Annotated in this window: 15 protein-coding genes and 1 pseudogene; 14 read left to right on the top strand and 2 right to left on the bottom strand. The window is 72.8% G+C overall.

The annotated features are described in order from the left end of the window. Nucleotides 1-9 precede the first annotated feature (9 nt). The 10 genes from ACNKF0_RS08735 to ACNKF0_RS08690 all read left to right on the top strand — a co-directional run bounded on the left by ACNKF0_RS08735 (nt 10) and on the right by ACNKF0_RS08690 (nt 8,660). The gene (locus tag ACNKF0_RS08735; RefSeq protein ID WP_416957528.1) at nt 10-651 is read left to right on the top strand and encodes a 3-oxoacid CoA-transferase subunit B; all 642 of its coding nucleotides are present in this window, start codon (nt 10-12) and stop codon (nt 649-651) included. Nucleotide 652: 1 nt separating this feature from the next. After that, entirely contained in the window at nt 653-1,201 is a 549-nt protein-coding gene (locus ACNKF0_RS08730; protein ID WP_416957526.1) for a nuclear transport factor 2 family protein, read from the top strand. 84 nt (nt 1,202-1,285) lie between these two features. Further along, nucleotides 1,286-2,680, top strand: a complete 1,395-nt coding sequence (locus ACNKF0_RS08725) for an MFS transporter (protein ID WP_416957524.1) — start codon at nt 1,286-1,288, stop codon at nt 2,678-2,680. Between the two features lie 57 nt (nt 2,681-2,737). Beyond that, the gene (locus ACNKF0_RS08720) at nt 2,738-3,913 is read left to right on the top strand and encodes an endonuclease/exonuclease/phosphatase family protein (RefSeq protein ID WP_416957522.1); all 1,176 of its coding nucleotides are present in this window, start codon (nt 2,738-2,740) and stop codon (nt 3,911-3,913) included. Between the two features lie 196 nt (nt 3,914-4,109). Further along, nucleotides 4,110-5,039: a LysR substrate-binding domain-containing protein gene (locus ACNKF0_RS08715; RefSeq protein WP_416957521.1), complete on the top strand. Its 930-nt coding sequence runs from the start codon at nt 4,110-4,112 to the stop codon at nt 5,037-5,039. Then, nucleotides 5,036-6,136, top strand: a complete 1,101-nt coding sequence (locus ACNKF0_RS08710) for a mandelate racemase/muconate lactonizing enzyme family protein (RefSeq protein WP_416957519.1) — start codon at nt 5,036-5,038, stop codon at nt 6,134-6,136. The genes ACNKF0_RS08715 and ACNKF0_RS08710 overlap by 4 nt, the downstream gene beginning before the upstream one ends. Nucleotides 6,137-6,183: 47 nt before the next feature. Continuing rightward, the gene (gene catA, locus ACNKF0_RS08705) at nt 6,184-7,059 is read left to right on the top strand and encodes a catechol 1,2-dioxygenase (RefSeq protein ID WP_416957517.1); all 876 of its coding nucleotides are present in this window, start codon (nt 6,184-6,186) and stop codon (nt 7,057-7,059) included. Between the two features lie 6 nt (nt 7,060-7,065). Then, complete coding sequence (catC, locus tag ACNKF0_RS08700; RefSeq protein ID WP_416957515.1) at nt 7,066-7,344, top strand: muconolactone Delta-isomerase; 279 nt, start codon at nt 7,066-7,068, stop codon at nt 7,342-7,344. Nucleotides 7,345-7,499: 155 nt separating this feature from the next. Continuing rightward, the gene (locus ACNKF0_RS08695; RefSeq protein ID WP_416957513.1) at nt 7,500-8,147 is read left to right on the top strand and encodes a YceI family protein; all 648 of its coding nucleotides are present in this window, start codon (nt 7,500-7,502) and stop codon (nt 8,145-8,147) included. Nucleotides 8,148-8,369: 222 nt separating this feature from the next. Next, entirely contained in the window at nt 8,370-8,660 is a 291-nt protein-coding gene (locus ACNKF0_RS08690) for a sigma factor-like helix-turn-helix DNA-binding protein (RefSeq protein WP_416957511.1), read from the top strand. Nucleotides 8,661-8,697: 37 nt separating this feature from the next. Here the strand turns inward: ACNKF0_RS08690 and ACNKF0_RS08685 are convergent, their stop codons facing one another. Continuing rightward, a complete protein-coding gene (locus ACNKF0_RS08685; RefSeq protein WP_416957509.1) occupies nt 8,698-10,140 on the bottom strand; it encodes a phospholipase D-like domain-containing protein in 1,443 nt (480 codons plus the stop codon). Nucleotides 10,141-10,318: 178 nt separating this feature from the next. On the opposite strand from ACNKF0_RS08685, the gene ACNKF0_RS08680 reads away from it, so the two are divergent. Next, nucleotides 10,319-10,984 (top strand): hypothetical protein, encoded by a 666-nt coding sequence (locus tag ACNKF0_RS08680; protein ID WP_416957507.1) that lies wholly within the window; start codon nt 10,319-10,321, stop codon nt 10,982-10,984. Beyond that, nucleotides 10,981-11,349 (top strand): annotated as a pseudogene (locus tag ACNKF0_RS08675) (DNA polymerase Y family protein); the annotation flags it as partial. The gene ACNKF0_RS08680 and the pseudogene ACNKF0_RS08675, both read left to right, overlap by 4 nt. Nucleotides 11,350-11,463: 114 nt before the next feature. Here ACNKF0_RS08675 and ACNKF0_RS08670 read toward each other — a convergent pair. Next, nucleotides 11,464-11,766, bottom strand: coding sequence for a hypothetical protein (locus tag ACNKF0_RS08670; protein WP_416958659.1), 303 nt, complete (start codon nt 11,764-11,766; stop codon nt 11,464-11,466). Nucleotides 11,767-11,992: 226 nt separating this feature from the next. Between ACNKF0_RS08670 and ACNKF0_RS08665 the strand changes: the two genes are divergently transcribed. Both ACNKF0_RS08665 and ACNKF0_RS08660 read left to right on the top strand, forming a co-directional pair. Beyond that, complete coding sequence (locus ACNKF0_RS08665; protein WP_416958657.1) at nt 11,993-12,574, top strand: hypothetical protein; 582 nt, start codon at nt 11,993-11,995, stop codon at nt 12,572-12,574. Nucleotides 12,575-12,592: 18 nt separating this feature from the next. Then, nucleotides 12,593-15,988: an error-prone DNA polymerase gene (locus tag ACNKF0_RS08660; protein WP_416957505.1), complete on the top strand. Its 3,396-nt coding sequence runs from the start codon at nt 12,593-12,595 to the stop codon at nt 15,986-15,988. Nucleotides 15,989-16,028: the final 40 nt, after the last annotated feature.

The raw sequence follows: 16,028 nt of genomic DNA, 5'->3' as shown, positions 1-16,028 counted from the left end.
AGTACGGGCATGAGCTGGACGCGAGACGAGATGGCCGCGCGCGCGGCGCTGGAGCTGCACCCCGGCGAGTACGTCAACCTCGGCATCGGCCTGCCTACCATGATCCCGGCGCACTTGCCGGCCGACTCGACGGTCACGCTGCACGCGGAGAACGGCATCCTCGGCGTCGGCCCGTACCCCTACGAGGACGAGGTCGACCCCGACCTGATCAACGCCGGCAAGCAGACGGTCACCGTCCTGCCGGGTGCGTCGTTCTTCGACTCCTCGCTGAGCTTCGCGATGATCCGAGGCAGTCACATCGACACCGCCGTCCTCGGCGGGATGCAGGTCTCCATGGCCGGCGACCTCGCCAACTGGATGGTGCCGGGGTCGATGGTCAAGGGCATGGGCGGCGCGATGGACCTCGTCAGCGGCGCCCGCCGGGTGATCGTGCTGATGGAGCACGTGTCGCGCAGCGGCAGCCACAAGCTGGTCGCCGCGTGCGACCTCCCCCTCACCGGACGGCGGGTCGTGGACCGCGTCATCACCGACCTGGGCGTCCTCGACGTGGCCGGCGACGGCTTCGAGCTCGTCGAGCTCGCGCCCGGCGTCACGACCGAGGAGCTCGCCGAGCGGACCGGCGCGCCGGTCCGGGTCCCGGTCGGGGTGTGACATGACGTCCCGGGAAGCCGTCGAGCCGGAGGAGGACCTGGCCACCCGGGTCCGCCGGCTGGAGGACCTGCACGCGATCGGACAGCTCCGCGCGCACTACTGCCAGGCGCTCGACGACGGCCGCTGGGACGACCTGGTCGACCTCTTCACCCCCGACGGCGCGTTCGTCGGGCTCTCCACCGCGCGCGGCCACGACGAGCTGCGCACGTTCTTCTCCGACCTCCAGGACGGCCCACTGTCGGCCTGGTGGCACTTCTCGTCCAACGAGACCATCGATCTCGTGGGCACACCGGCCCACGCAGCGACCGGAGCGACGTGGCTCGACCAGCCGTGCGTCGTCGACGGTCGCGCCCACGTCGCCGCCGGTCGCTACCAGGACCACCTGGTCCGGGGCGACGACGGTCGGTGGCGGTTCGCGGAGCGTCGCGTGACGTTCTTCTACTGGGTCCCCGGTGACGAGGACTGGGCCCCCGGTCGCTACGGCTGGGCACCCGCCCGCGCCGCGGCCGACGTACGCACCCTCGAACGGGTCACCGCCTCCCGCCGCTGACCCGGTCCGCACAACCCGGCACGACGACGTGCCGGGAGCCGCTGCTGCGCGCCCGCGTGCAGCCATCCACCACCGGAGACCTCGATGTCCCACACCCTCAACCCGTCCGACCCGTCCGCCCCGCCCGGCACCGACCGTCGTACCCTCACGCGGGTCTGCACCGCCGTGCTCCTCGGATCAGCACTCGAGTGGTACGACTACTTCCTCTACGGCGCCGCTGCGGCCCTGGTCTTCGGGCAGGTGTTCTTCCCGACCGCATCTGACTCGACGTCGCTGCTCCTGTCGCTGGCGACCTTCGGCGTCGGCTTCGTCGCCCGCCCCATCGGCGCGATGGTCTTCGGCCACATCGGCGACAAGCACGGCCGCCGCCCCGCGCTCATCGCGACCCTCATGCTGATGGGCCTCTCCACCACGGCGATGGCGCTCATCCCCTCCCACGCGATGATCGGCATGGCCGCACCGCTGCTGCTGGTGGTGCTGCGCCTGCTGCAGGGCATGGGCTCGGGCGCGGAGTACAGCGGTGCATCGGTGTACGCCGTGGAGTACGCGCCGCCCGGCCGTCGCGGCCTCTTCGGCTCGTTCGCCGCGGCCGGCGTCTACCTCGGGCTGGTGCTGTCGTCCGGCGCGCTGCTGCTGACCACCTCGCTGACCACCGACGCGCAGTTCGCGTCGTGGGGCTGGCGGCTGCCGTTCCTGGCGAGCCTGCTGCTCATCGCCCTCGGCCTGTGGATCCGACTGCGCCTGGAGGAGACGCCGGCCTTCGAGGAGGCCACCGACGATGTCGCCCCGGCCAAGGCGCCGCTCCTCACGCTGGTGCGGACCCAGTGGCGCAGCATGCTCCTGGTGATGGGCCTCGTCGCGGCGCCCCTCTCCTTCAGCCACCTCTACCAGGTCTTCGCGCTGTCCTACATGGCCGAGGCCGGCTACGACCGCGTCACCGGCACGACCGGCCTCCTCGTCGCCGGGCTGGTCGTGATGATCACCGCGCCGCTGGCCGGCATCGCCTCCGACTGGTTCGGCCGCCGCCCCGTGCTGATGGTGGGTGCGCTGTACGCCATCGCGTTCGCCTTCCCGTTCTTCATGCTGGTCGACAGCGGCCGGCCGGTGCTCGCCATGGTCGCCCTCGCGCTCGCCCAGGGCGGCAGCGTCGGCATCATGTTCGGCGTCCAGGGCGTGATCCTGTCCGAGCTGTTCAGCACGGCCAGTCGCTACAGCGGTGCGGCCGTGAGCCGTGAGTTCGCCGCGATCATCTTCGGTGGCTTCGCGCCCCTGATCGCCGTCAGCCTCGCCGCCTCGGCCAACGGCGCCTCCTGGCCGGTGGGCATCTACGTCGTCGTGCTGGCCGCCATCACGTTCGTCTCGGCGCTGCTCGCCCCGGAGACCTACCGGACCAGCCTCTCCGACGGCGACGCGGGGACGCCGGCGACTGCAGGGGCGAGGCTCGCGCAGCCCGCCCTCGCGGGGTCCCCCGACCGCTGACGGCAATGCCCCGATTTGGGGCTTGCCCCGCTGCGAGCGGGGTGCGACGGTCCGAAGATGACCAGAGCCCCCCGCCACCGCGTCCGCCGCCGGATCCTCACCGGCCTCCTCGCCTCGGCGCTCGCGCTGGGCACCGCAGGGGTGCCCCGCGCCCGCGTCCATGCCGGCCCTCCGGGCGCCGGGCAGGGCACGCCGGCCCGCACCGCCACGGTGATGACGCGCAACCTCTACCTCGGCGCCGAGCTGACGCCGATCCTGCTGGCCCTCGCCAGCGGCAACAACGCGGCCATCGTCGGTGCGGCGACGCAGACGTGGGCGGCTGTGCAGGCGACGCGGCCCGAGGAGCGGATGGGGGCGATCGCCGACGAGATCGTGGCGGCCGACCCCGATGCCGTGGGCCTGCAGGAGGTCACCACCTGGACGACTTTCGCCTACAACCCCCTCGACGGCACGACGAGCAACCCGACCGTCGCCTACGACTTCCTCGACCTGCTGCTCGACGCCCTCGAGGAGCGCGGCGCCGACTACAGCGAGGTCGCCGGGGCGACCGCCCACAACTTCTCGTCGCCGCCCATCCCCTACCTCGCGAGCCCGACCGCCACGTTCCCCACGCGGGCGGTGAGCCTCGCCGACCGCGACGTGATCATCGTCCGGGACGACGTCGCCGCGACCAACGCGCGCACCGGCACCTTCCAGAACATCATCAGCTTCCCCTACGACGGCGACCTGCTCCCCGTGGCGCGCGGCTGGGGCTCGGCCGACCTGAGGGTGGGCAAGTCGACGTTCCGCTTCGTCAACTCCCACCTCGAGGCCTTCGGCGTCCCCGGGATCGACGGCGAGCAGGTCCGTGTCGCCCAGGTCGGCGAGCTCCTCGCCGCCCAGGCCGCGCTCGCGACGCAGCTCGGCAGCCTGCCGATGATCTACGTCGGTGACTACAACTCGGACGCGCCGGACGCGCCGGCGTACACCCGCCTGTTGGCAGGCGTCGGCGCCGACGCGTGGCCGCGAAACCACCCCGGCGACCCCGGCTTCACCTGCTGTCTCGGCGCGACCCTCACCGACCCGGACAACCCGCTCACCTCGCGGATCGACCTGGTCCTGCACAGCCGCGACGTCAAGGCCGCGCGCGCCCACATCGTCGGGGACGACCCGGCCGACATGACCGCGTCGGGCCTGTGGCCCTCCGACCACGCCGGCGTGGTCGCACGCCTGGTGGTGTCCGCCCGCCGCTGACCACGTCCGGCAACGCAGCGAGGCCCCCTCCCCGCGGGAGGGGGCCTCGCTGCGCCCGAAGGCAGCACCCCTCGATCCACGAGGCCGTGATTGATCGACAGGACCGATCAATCAGCCGCAGATGCGACCTTGTGCTCGATCAATTACCCGACTTACCGTCGAGGCACGTGATCACCACCACACGAGAGGGTCCGTGATGGAGCTGCGACACCTGCGCTACTTCGCCGAAGTGGCCGACACCCGCCACTTCGGTCGGGCGGCCGAGCGTCTCCACATGGCGCAGCCCGCGCTCTCGCAGTCGATCCGCCAGCTCGAGGCCGAGCTCGGCACGCCCCTCTTCGCCCGGACCACCCGCCAGGTGCGGCTCACGCCGGCCGGCGAGTTCTTCCAGCTGGAGGTGGCCCGCATCCTGGAGTCGGTCGAGGCCGCCACCCGGGGCGTACGACGCATCGCGGCCGGCCGGCAGGGACTCGTCCGGATCGCCTTCACCGGGAGTGCCGCCCACACCGAGCTCCCCCGCATGGCGCGCACCGTCAAGCGTGCGCTGCCCGGCATGGGCCTCGAGATCCACGCCGACCTCCTCACCCCCGCCCAGGTCGACGGGCTCCACGACGGCACCCTCGACCTCGGCGTCCTCCGACCGCCGATGGCCGGTGACGGGCTGGCCTCGCGCACCCTGTCGACCGAGCCTCTGCTGCTGGCGGTCGCCGAGGACCACGCCCTGGCCCAGCAGCCGAGCATCGCGATGGGCGACCTGCGCACGGAGCGGTTCGTCCTCTTCTCCAGCCCGGACTCTGCCGTCAACGACGCGATCCTGCGTGGCGCCAGGGAGGTCGACTTCGTCCCGATCCGCGAGCACGAGGCGGCCGGGATCTCGGTCCTGCTCCCGCTGGTCGCCGCCGACCTCGGTGTCGCCCTGGTGCCCGCCTCCGTGCGCGCCGCCCCCCTCGCGGGAGTCGTCTTCCGAGAGGTCACCGACGCCCCCACCGTCGACCTGGCACTCGTGTGGCGCGCCGACGAGACGAACCCGGCCGTGCTCGCCGTCCTCGACGCCCTCGCCGACGACGGCACCGACCACACCGGCTCCCCCGCCCCCACCCCCGAGCCCGACGAGGTCGTCCGATGAAGATCACCCAAGTGGAGGCGATCCCGTTCGCCATCCCCTACCGCAAGCCCCTCAGGTTCGCGAGCGGCGAGGTGCACGTCGCCGAGCACGTGCTCGTCCGCGTGACCACCGACGACGACGTCGTCGGCGTCGCCGAGGCGCCTCCGCGGCCGTTCACCTACGGCGAGACGCAGGCCGGCATCGTCGCGGTCATCGACACCATCTTCGCCGGCCAGGTGGTCGGTCTCGACCTGATGGACCGCGAGCAGATCCACACCCGGCTCTCGCGCACGATCGGCAACCCCACCGCAAAGTCGGCGCTCGACATGGCGATCTGGGACGCGCTCGGCCAGTCGCTCGGCTACAGCGTCACCGAGCTGCTTGGCGGCTACACCGACCGGATGCACGTCTCCCACATGCTCGGCTTCGACGAGCCGTCGGCGATGGTCGCCGAGGCCGAGCGGATGCGTGGCACCTACGGCATCACCACCTTCAAGGTGAAGGTCGGCCGCCGCCCCTACCGCCTCGACACCGCTGTCGTCCGCGCCCTGCGCGAGGGTCTGGGCGACGACGTCGAGCTGTACGTCGACGGCAACCGCGGCTGGTCGGCCTCGGAGTCCGCGCGGGCGATGCACGAGATGGCCGACCTCGGGCTGACGTTCGCCGAGGAGCTGTGCCCGGCCGACGACGTGCTCGGTCGCCGCTGGCTGGTGCAGCAGCTCGACGTGCCGTTCATCGCCGACGAGTCGGTCGTGACGCCGGCGGAGGTGACCCGAGAGATCCTCGGCGGATCGGCCACCGCAGCCAGCATCAAGACCGCGCGCACCGGCTTCACTGCCAGCCGCCGGGTCCACCACCTCGCCGAGGGCCTCGGCATCGAGCTCGTCATGGGCAACCAGATCGACGGCCAGCTCGGCTCGCTGTGCTCCCTCGCGTTCGGCTCGGCCTTCGAGCTCACCTCGCGCCGCGCGGGCGAGCTGTCCAACTTCCTCGACATGACCGACGACCTGCTCGCCGACCCGCTCGAGATCCGCGGCGGCCAGCTCGTCGCCCGGTCCGGGCCCGGGCTCGGGGCGGTCATCGACCCCGACAAGCTCGCGCGCTACCGCCAGGACTGACGCGCAACCAGCACCACACCTCCCCATCCCGAGCAAGGAGCCCCACCATGAGCACCACCCTGAACGAGACCGAGACCGAGAAGGCCTCCGCCGCCGCCTCCGGCGCCAGCGCGACCGAGCGCTTCCACGCCGACAAGTCGCCGTACGCCGCGGTGAAGGACGTCCCCGCCGAGCGCGTCGACACCCTCGCCCGCGAAGTGCTCGAGGCGATCTACACGACGGTGCGCACGCACAAGGTCACCTACGACGAGTTCAACGCTCTCAAGGCGTGGCTGATCGGCGTGGGCGAGGACGGCGAGTGGCCGCTCTTCCTCGACGTCTGGCTCGAGCACGTCGTCGAGGACGTCGCGACCGAGCACCGCGAGGGCAACAAGGGCTCGATCGAAGGCCCCTACTACGTCCCGGACGCCCCCGAGCGGGGAGCGAGGGGCACCATCCCCATGCGCGACGACGAGGGCGGCACCCCGCTCGTGTGGAGCGGTCAGGTCACCTCGTGCGACGGGTCCGCCCTCAGCGGGGCCAAGGTCGAGCTCTGGCACGCCGACGACGACGGCTTCTACTCGCAGTTCGCCCCCGGCATCCCCGAGTGGAACCTGCGCGGCAGCTTCACCACCGACGCCGACGGGTACTTCGAGATCACCACGGTGCAGCCCGCGCCGTACCAGATCCCCACCGACGGCTCGTGCGGCAAGCTCATCGCCGCGGCCGGCTGGCACGCCTGGCGTCCCGCCCACCTGCACGTCAAGGTCTCCGCACCCGGCCACGAGCTCCTCACGGCCCAGCTCTACTTCCCCGGCGACGAGCACAACGACGACGACATCGCGTCGGCCGTGAAGCCCGAGCTGATCCTCGACCCGCAGCAGCAGGCCGACGGCTCCGCGAAGGTCACCTACGGCTTCGTCCTCGACCCCGTGAAGGGCTGAGCGCCGGTGCTCTACCACGTGCGCATGGACGTCCGGATCCCGCTCGACATGGACCCGGAGGTCAAGGCCGACCTGGTCGCGCGGGAGAAGGCGTACGCCGAGGAGGTGCAGCGCTCGGGTCGCTGGCCGCACCTGTGGCGGATCGTGGGCGAGTACGCCAACGTCTCGGTCTTCGACGTCGAGTCGAACGACGCGCTCCACGAGCTGCTGTCCGGCCTGCCGCTCTTCCCCTACATGGACATCTCGGTCACGCCGCTGGCGAAGCACCCCTCGTCGATCGCCTGACACGTCGCGCCGGCCCGGCCTCCCTCCCTGGAGGCCGGGCCGGCGGCTTGAGGCGCGGATCACACGGGGGCGGGAACGGGGGCGGGAACAAGGACGGACGCCGACCGGTTGAGTTGATTGAAGCATCAACCAAACCTTCGCCACCAGGAGCCCCCATGTCGTTCTTCCGCCGCAAGCCCAAGCCCGCCCACGCCGCCACGCCCGCCACCACGCCCGCTGCCGCACCGGTTGCCGACCAGGCCGCCGCCCCCGTCGCCGTCGCCGAGCGCGACGCGCTCACCGGTGACTACACGATCGACGCCAGCCACTCCCGCCTCGGCTTCTCGGCCCGCCACGCGATGGTGACCACCGTCCGTGGCCAGTTCACGGACTTCGAGGGCACCGCGCACGTCGACGCCGAGGACCCGGCCGCCTCGACCGTCTCCCTCACCATCCGCCCCGCCAGCATCTCGACCGGCTCCGCCGACCGCGACGGCCACCTGGTCTCCGCCGACTTCTTCGACGTCGAGAACCACGACGCGATCACCTTCGCGTCGACCTCCGTCGAGCGCGACGGCGCCGAGTGGACCGTCACCGGCGACCTGACCATCAAGGGCACCACCCGGCCGGTCACCATCCCCTTCGAGGAGACCGGCACCGCGATCGACCCGTTCGGCAACACCCGCGTGGGCTTCGAGGGCGCGACCACGATCAACCGCAAGGACTGGGACCTGCCCTGGAACGCCGCGCTCGAGACCGGTGGCGTCCTGGTCTCGGAGAAGATCAAGCTCGAGCTCGACATCTCCGCGATCAAGAACGCCTGATCACCTCGCCGAGCACCAGCACCTCCAGCGCGTACGGACCCGGGACCAGCGGTTCCCGGGTCCGTTCGCGCGCTGAGGGGGTCGGCGCGGGCTCTGGGATGTGTCCAAGGTTTGTCTATGGTTTTCGCTTTTCGGCTGTCGCGCGACCCAGCGACAGGTCAGAGTCGTCCCACGACCCGTGCGCGGGCCGGGCCACACGACCGACCGCCGGGAGGAGACCTGATGACCACGAGCATCGCGGAGCTGTCCGAAGCGCCGGACCGCGCCCTGACGATCGCGGACCTGGTGGGGTGGGTCGACCGCGGACCGCAGTCCGTGGAGGCCCGGCTCGTGCTGGGCGCCGCCGCGAGCGGGCTCCCCGAGCGCGCGCGGCGTGCCCTGGGGTGGCGCCTGGTGGACGAGCAGACCCAGCAACAGGTCGCCGCCCTCGTCAGCCTCCCCCACTCGCAGGTGGGCCGCATCCTCAGGCGCGCCGTCGCCCACGCCCGCTCCGGCCCGGCCCCCGCAGCCTGAGGCCAGGGCCCCGGGACCGGGAGCGTGAGGCGGACGGTCAGTCGGCCTCCCAGTAGGGGCCCGGCAGGTAGCGGTCCGGCTCCACCGTCGTGACGGGACGTCGCACGGTCCGCCAGACGGTGCGCACGGTGCCGTCCGGCTGCCGCACGGTGCGACGCACGCGGAAGTTGGCGTACGTCGTCGTGTAGGCGTTGCGGGTGTTGCGGGTGTTGTTCCACTGGTAGTCGAAGTTCCTGAGGTACTTCTTCGCCACCACGGCGCCCCGCACGGTGAACCAGACCTCGTCGTTGGCCGTGCTCAGGCTCGACCAGTTGACCGAGCCGGTCAGCACCATCGACGAGTCCGGCACGCCGTTGTAGGTGCCCTGGACCACCAGGTACTTCTGGTGGCTGTAGTAGTCGAGGATGAGGTCGTCGACGCCGTCGTTGTTGAGGTCGAAGTTGTCCTCGGTGTTGTAGTCCATGCCGGTCGACCGGAGGGGAATCCTTCCCCGTTTGGTCGGGGCGGCGATGACGCCCTTCGTGTGGTAGCCGATGAGTCCGTAGGTGACCCGCACGTCGCAGCCCTGCACCCACTTCTGCCGGATGGCCTCGGCGAGGTAGTCACCGCGAGCCCCGCGCATGGTGTGCATCGACAGGGCCAGGCGGGTGCGCTTCACCGTGCCGGTCACGGGGTCGGGGGTCAGGCACTGGACCCGGTCGAGGAGGTGGACCACGAGGTCGTCCTTCGGCCTCGAGACCCTCGGGAACGCGACGGCCGTGTGCTTGTCGACGGAGTCGTCGCACGCCACGCCGTTGGCCGGGGTGCCACAGAAGCCGATCGGCTCCTGGCGGGTGTCGTAGTCCTTGCGCATGTCGTTGAACAGCCCGACGAACTGGCGGAACAGCTCGTGGTCGCCGTCGGTGTAGTAGAGGTCGTTCCACTGGTGGATGGCGGCGTTGCGCGTCATGTTGGCCGAGCCGACGGCGATGACGTCCTCGGACTTCCCGGCCTCGCTGAAGAGGTAGAACTTCGTGTGCAGGTTGTTGAACTCGTTGGCCGCCCCCCGGCAGCTCTGCTTGCACTTGTAGACGAAGCTGTCGCGCCGCGGGTTCTTGCCGAACTCGTCGCGCAGCATCTTCACCGCACGGTTCTCCCAGTGGTCGTTGAGCAGCATCTGCACCCGGACGCCCCGCCGGTGGGCCGCGACGAGCGCACTGGACACGGGGACACGGTCGAGGGAGTAGATGGCGATCCGGATGGTCGACCCCTTGGGGGTGTTCCTGATCGTGTCGATCACCCGCCGCTCGATCGTGAAGTGCCCCTTCGCGAGGTGGGGGTCGTTGAAGAAGGGCCCGCTCGGCGCCTCCCACTTCTTCGGCTTGGGCTTGCTCGCCGCGGGCGCGTCGGCGCCCGACACGGCCTGCCCGGGGCCGACCAGACCGAGCGACGCCACCAGCACCAGGCAGAGACCCCCCACGAGCCTCGATATCTTCGACACGACCCCACCCTTCTGTCGAACGCGTCCGGTCAGCATAAGCAGGGTCGCACGGTTCCGGTCCGCGCGCCGGGCCGCGTCTCGCCACCACCTCGACCGCGTGGTCTGATGGCCCACACCGAGGGCAGCGTCGAGCCCGGGCCCGCTTGACCCGTTCGAACATCTGTTCGATCATGGACCCATGTCGTCCGCCCGCTCCGTCGCCGCGCTCGACCCGGGTCGTTCCGTGGTCGACCAGCTGCGCGAGCGGGTCGCGGCGATGGAGCGCAGACCCGCCGGGGAGCCCGTCGCCACGCTGCCCGGACTGGCAGGCCTGGTCCCGCTCCACGCAGGGGCGACCTACGCCGTCGACTCGGCCGCGCTCGCGCTGGCCCTCGCCGCGGGGGCCTCGCAGGCCGGGGAGTGGATCGGCTTCGCGGGCTGCGCCGACTTCGGGGCCGAGGCCGCCTCGGAGCTCGGCATCGAGCTGTCCCGCACGGTGCTGGTGCCCGACCCCGGCGAGCACTGGCTGGAGGTCACGGCCGCGCTGGTCGACGTGCTGCGCGTGGTGGTGCTGCGGCCACCGGCCTCCGTCGACGAGCGGACGGCGGGAATCCTCGACTCCCGGCTCCGCACCCGGTCCTCGGTGCTCGTCGTCCACGGCCAGTGGCCACGGGTGACCGCCCGGCTCAGCGTCGAGGAGTCAGCCTGGACCGGCCCGAGCTCCGGGGCCGGCGAGCTGCAGGAGAGGCGAGCCCGCGTCGCCGTGCACCGGGGCGCCCGGCCGCCCGAGCGTGCCGACCTGGCGTGGCCGGGGGTGCGCCTCGAGCGGCAGTCCCCGGGCATCCGCGAGATCCGCCGGGCATGAGGGTCATGGTCGTGTGGTGCCCCGACTGGTCGGTGGTCGCCGCGCTCGAGGAGGCCGACCGGTCGCTCCGCTCCCCCGCCGCCGTGCTGTCGGCCAACGTCGTGGAGGTCTGCAACGGGCCGGCCCGCGCGGAGGGCGTACGCCGCGGGCAGCGCCGTCGCGACGCCCAGGCCCGGTGCCCCGAGCTGCTGCTGCTCCCGGCCAACCCCGACCGTGACGCCCGTGCCTTCGAGCCGGTCCTCGCCGTGGTCGAGGACCTGCGCCCCGGGGTGGCCGCCCTGCGCCCGGGGCTGCTGGCCGTCCGCGCCCCCGGCAGCTGGTACGGCAGCGAGACCGCTGCTGCGGCGACGGCCTGCCAGGCGTTGGTCGAGACCGGCGTGTGGGACGTGAGGGTCGGCATCGCCGACGACCTCTTCACCGCCGAGCAGGCCGCCCGCACCGCGGAGGTCCAGTCGTGGACGGTCGTCCCGGACGGCGGCTCACCGTCCTTCCTGCGCGGCCTGCCCGTGCACGTGCTGCAGGACGACGGCGCGCGCGGGCGCGAGCTCGTCGGGTTGCTGCAGCGGCTCGGCCTCCGCACGCTGGGTGACCTGGCCGACCTGCCCGGTGACGCGGTCGAGCACCGGCTCGGTTCCTACGGCGCCACCGTCCGGCGACGTGCCCGGGGCGAGGACCCCACGTTGTTCGCGGCCCGCACCCCGCCGCCGGAGCCTCGACGCGGAGGTGGCCTTCGAGCCGCCGCTGGACTCCGTCGAGGCGATCACCTTCAGCGTCCGCACCACCGCCGAGCGCTTCGTCTCCCAGGCTCGCCCACCACCAGGCTGGTCGCGACGGGCGTGCGCGTCGAGGCCGAGGCCGACGGCGCCGTGTGCTCCTCACGCGTGTGGCTGCACCCACGCCACTTCTCGGCCCGTGACCTCGTCGACCGCGTGCACTGGCAGGCTGCAGTCGGCCGGGTCCACGAGCGGGGCCGGCAGCGCGCTGCGCGCCCGCAGGCACGCAGGCGTCGTGCGCGCGCCGATCGACCGGGTCCGGTTCGTGCCCCAGGCTGGTCGAGCCCGCCGCCGCCCACGGGGAGGCGCTCTGGGGTCCGCCTCCGACGACCTCGTCGAGCGCGGCGTGGCCCGGGTGCAGGGCATGGTCGGCTTCGACGCCGTACGCCGTCCGGTGCTGCAGGGCGGTCGCAGCCCGTCGGCCCGGCAGGCGCTGGTGCCGTGGGGCGAGCGCGCGGTCGACCTCCGCCCGGTGGACCGTCCCTGGCCCGGACGGGTGCCCGGACCGGCGCCGGTCCGCGTCTTCGCCACTCCCCCGGCAGCCGAGGTCGTCGACGACGCCGGCCGCGAGGTGTGCGTCACCGACCGTGGTGTCGTCAGCGGCGAGCCGCGCCGCTTCCGGGTGACGGGCCGCGACGGGACGGGCCTGCCGTGGCAGCCGGTGACGGCGTGGGCCGGTCCGTGGCCCACCGACGAGGGCTGGTGGTCGGGCGGAGCCGGTCCGACGGCCCGCTTCCAGGTGGTCGGTGCCGACGGCCGGGCCTGGCTGCTGGTGCGGGCGCCGGACGGGTGGGCCCTGGAGGCCGGTTATGACTAGCAGGCGAGGGGTGCGCTGATGGGCTGGAACAACCCCGCCATGCGGTGGAAGGAGCTCGAGCGCCGCCTCAGCGGCCTGCCGGGTGCCGACGACGCCCCGGTGTCGCGACGCAAGCGCGCCTCCACCGAGGCGCGGACGATCGAGCGGCCCGCCGCCGTCACGCCCTACGCCGAGCTGCACTGCCACAGCCACTTCAGCTTCCTCGACGGCGCGTCCTCGCCGGCCGAGCTGGTCGAGGAGGCGGTGCGGCTCGGCCTGCACGCGCTCGCGATCACCGACCACGACGGCTTCTACGGCGCCCCCGTGCTGGCCGAGGCGGCCGCGGCCTACGACCTGCCCACCGTCTTCGGCGCCGAGCTGTCGCTCGGGCTCACCGGTCCGCAGAACGGCGTGCCCGACCCCGACGGCAGCCACCTGCTGGTGCTGGCACGCGGTGTGGAGGGCTACCACCGCCTCGCCTCGGCGATGACCGACGCCCACCTGCGCGGGGACGAGAAGGGCCGGCCGGTCTACGACCTCGACGAGCTGGCCGAGCAGGGGCGCGGCCACTGGGTGGTGCTCACCGGCTGCCGCAAGGGCGACGTGCGCCAGGCGCTGGCGACGGGCGGCGAGGCCGCCGCGGCCGAGGCCCTCGACCGGCTGACGTCGCTCTTCGGCCTCGACCACGTGCTCGTCGAGCTGTCCCCGCGCCCCGGCGCGGACACCACCAACGCCTCGCTCGCGGGCCTGGCCGCCGTCCACGGGCTCGACGTCGTCGCCGCGGGCAACGTCCACCACGCGACCCCCCGCCAGCACCGGCTGGCCTCGGCGATGGCCGCCGTGCGGGCCCGGCGCAGCCTGGCCGACCTCGACGGCTGGCTCGACCTGTCGGGCTCGGCCCACCTGCGCAGCGGTGCGGAGACGGCCGCTGCCCTCACGGCGTACGACGGTGCGGTCGCGCGCAGCGTCACGCTGGCCGACGAGCTGGCCTTCGACCTGCGCAAGGCCTCGCCCGCGCTGCCCAAGCGCCAGATCCCCGAGGGCCACACCGCCGACTCGTGGCTGCGGGTGCTGGCGGAGCGCGGCTTCGCGGAGAGGTACGCCGGCGTCCCCCACGAGGCCGCGGCCCGCGAGCGGCTCGAGCACGAGCTGCGGGTCATCGCCGAGAAGGACTTCGCCGGCTACTTCGTCATCGTCCACGACATCGTCGCCTTCGCCCGCGAACGCGGGATCCTCTGCCAGGGCCGCGGGTCCGCGGCGAGCTCGGCGGTCTGCTACGCCCTCGGCATCACCGCCGTCGACGCGGTCTTCTACAAGCTGCCCTTCGAGCGGTTCATCTCCGCGCACCGCGACGAGGAGCCCGACATCGACGTCGACTTCGACTCCGACCGCCGCGAGGAGGTCATCCAGTGGGTCTACGACACCTACGGCCGGCGCAACGCCGCGCAGGTGGCCAACGTCATCGCCTACCGGCCGCGGATGGCGGTGCGCGACGCCGCCAAGGCCCTCGGCTTCTCACCCGGGCAGCAGGACGCCTGGTCCAAGCAGATTGACGGCTGGAAGTCGGTCGTGGCCGGCGACCAGGGCGACCCCGACGCCCACGACGTGCCGGCCTCGGTGGTCGCGCTGGCCGAGGAGCTGATCGGCGCGCCGCGCCACCTCGGCATCCACTCCGGCGGGATGGTGCTCACCGAGCGGCCGATCGGGGAGGTCTGCCCCATCGAGCGGGCGCGGATGGACCGGCGCACCGTGCTGCAGTGGGACAAGGACGCCTGCGAGTCGATGGGGCTGGTCAAGTTCGACCTGCTCGGCCTGGGCATGCTCGGCGCCCTCGACCACATGATGCGCCTGGTCGCCGACCACCTGGGCGAGGAGTGGGACCTGGCCACGATGCCCAAGGAGGAGCCGGCGGTCTACGACATGCTGTGCCGCGCCGACTCCATCGGTGTCTTCCAGGTGGAGAGCCGGGCCCAGATCGGCACGCTCCCGCGGCTGCGTCCGCGCGAGTTCTACGACCTCGCCATCGAGATCGCCCTGATCCGCCCCGGCCCGATCCAGGGCGGCGCGGTCCACCCCTACGTCCGCCGCGCGACCGGCCAGGAGGAGGTGACCTACGACCACCCGGAGCTGGTGCCGGTCCTCGAGCGCACCAAGGGAGTGCCGCTGTTCCAGGAGCAGCTGATGGCGATGGCGGTCACCCTCGGCGACTGCAGCCGCGACGACGCCGACCTGCTGCGCCGCGCGATGGGCTCCAAGCGCGGCGTGGAGCGCATCGAGTCGGTCAAGCAGAAGCTCTACGAGGGCATGGCCCGCCGTGGCATCACCGGCGACCTCGCCGACTCGATCTACGTCAAGATCCTGTCCTTCGCCAACTTCGGCTTCGCCGAGTCGCACGCCCTGTCCTTCGCACTGCTGGTCTACGCCTCGTCGTGGTTCAAGCTCCACTACCCCGCGGCCTTCCTCGCCGGGCTGCTGCGCAACCAGCCGATGGGCTTCTACTCGCCGCAGTCGCTGGTCCACGACGCCCGCCGCCACGACGTCGACGTACGCCGCCCCGACGTGACCCGGTCCGCGGCGCAGGCCGACCTCGAGCCCCTGGTCACCGGTCCGGTCGCGCCGACCGGCCCCGACAGATGCTGCCGCCCGAGGTTCGAGCGCGTCGAGTGGGTGCCCGGCACCCCCGACCCGGTGCCCGCCCACCGGCGCGACGGCGCGCTCGCCGTACGCCTCGGGCTCGACTCGGTGCGCGGCATCGGGCTCGACGTGGCGCGCCGCATCGTGGCCGCCCGCGACGAGGCCGCGTTCACCGGCATCACCGACCTCTCCCGTCGCGCGGGCCTGACGTCCGCGCAGCTCGAGGCACTCGCCACCGCGGGCGCCTTCGACGCGTGGGGGCTGCAGCGTCGCGAGGCCCTCTGGGCTGCGGGCTTCGCCGAGGGGGCCGAGCACCTGCCCGGCATCACCCCCGCCCCGGCGGCGCCGACGCTCCCGGGGATGAGCGAGCCGGAGCTCACCCTCGCCGACCTCTGGGCCACCGGCGTCTCCCCCGAGCGCCACCCGGTCGAGCACCTGCGCGCCGAGCTGCGCCGCGCGGGCGTCCGCTCCGTCGCCGAGCTGGCCGACGCGGAGTCCGGCCGCCGCGTCCACGTGGGCGGGCTGGTGACCCACCGCCAGCGACCGGGCACCGCCATGGGCGTGACCTTCCTCAACCTCGAGGACGAGACCGGGATGCTCAACGTCGTGTGCTCGATCGGGGTGATGAAGGCCCACCGGCAGGCGGCCCGCAACAAGGTGGCGGTGGTCGTGCGCGGACGGCTCGAGCGCAACGAGGGCGTCACCAACCTCGTCGCCGACCGGGTCGAGGGCATCGACGTCGTCGTCCCGGGCGCCGGGGCGGTCCTCCAGGCCCGGGCGTCCTCACGCGACTTCCGCTGACCGCGCCAGCACCCGCCCCTGACCGGGGACCCTATGCTCG

Source organism: Nocardioides sp. T5 (genome assembly GCF_048161455.1).
GTDB lineage: Bacteria > Actinomycetota > Actinomycetes > Propionibacteriales > Nocardioidaceae > Nocardioides.
Note: the sequence above shows the minus strand (reverse complement) of the source record. Positions and strands in the feature narration are given on the sequence as shown.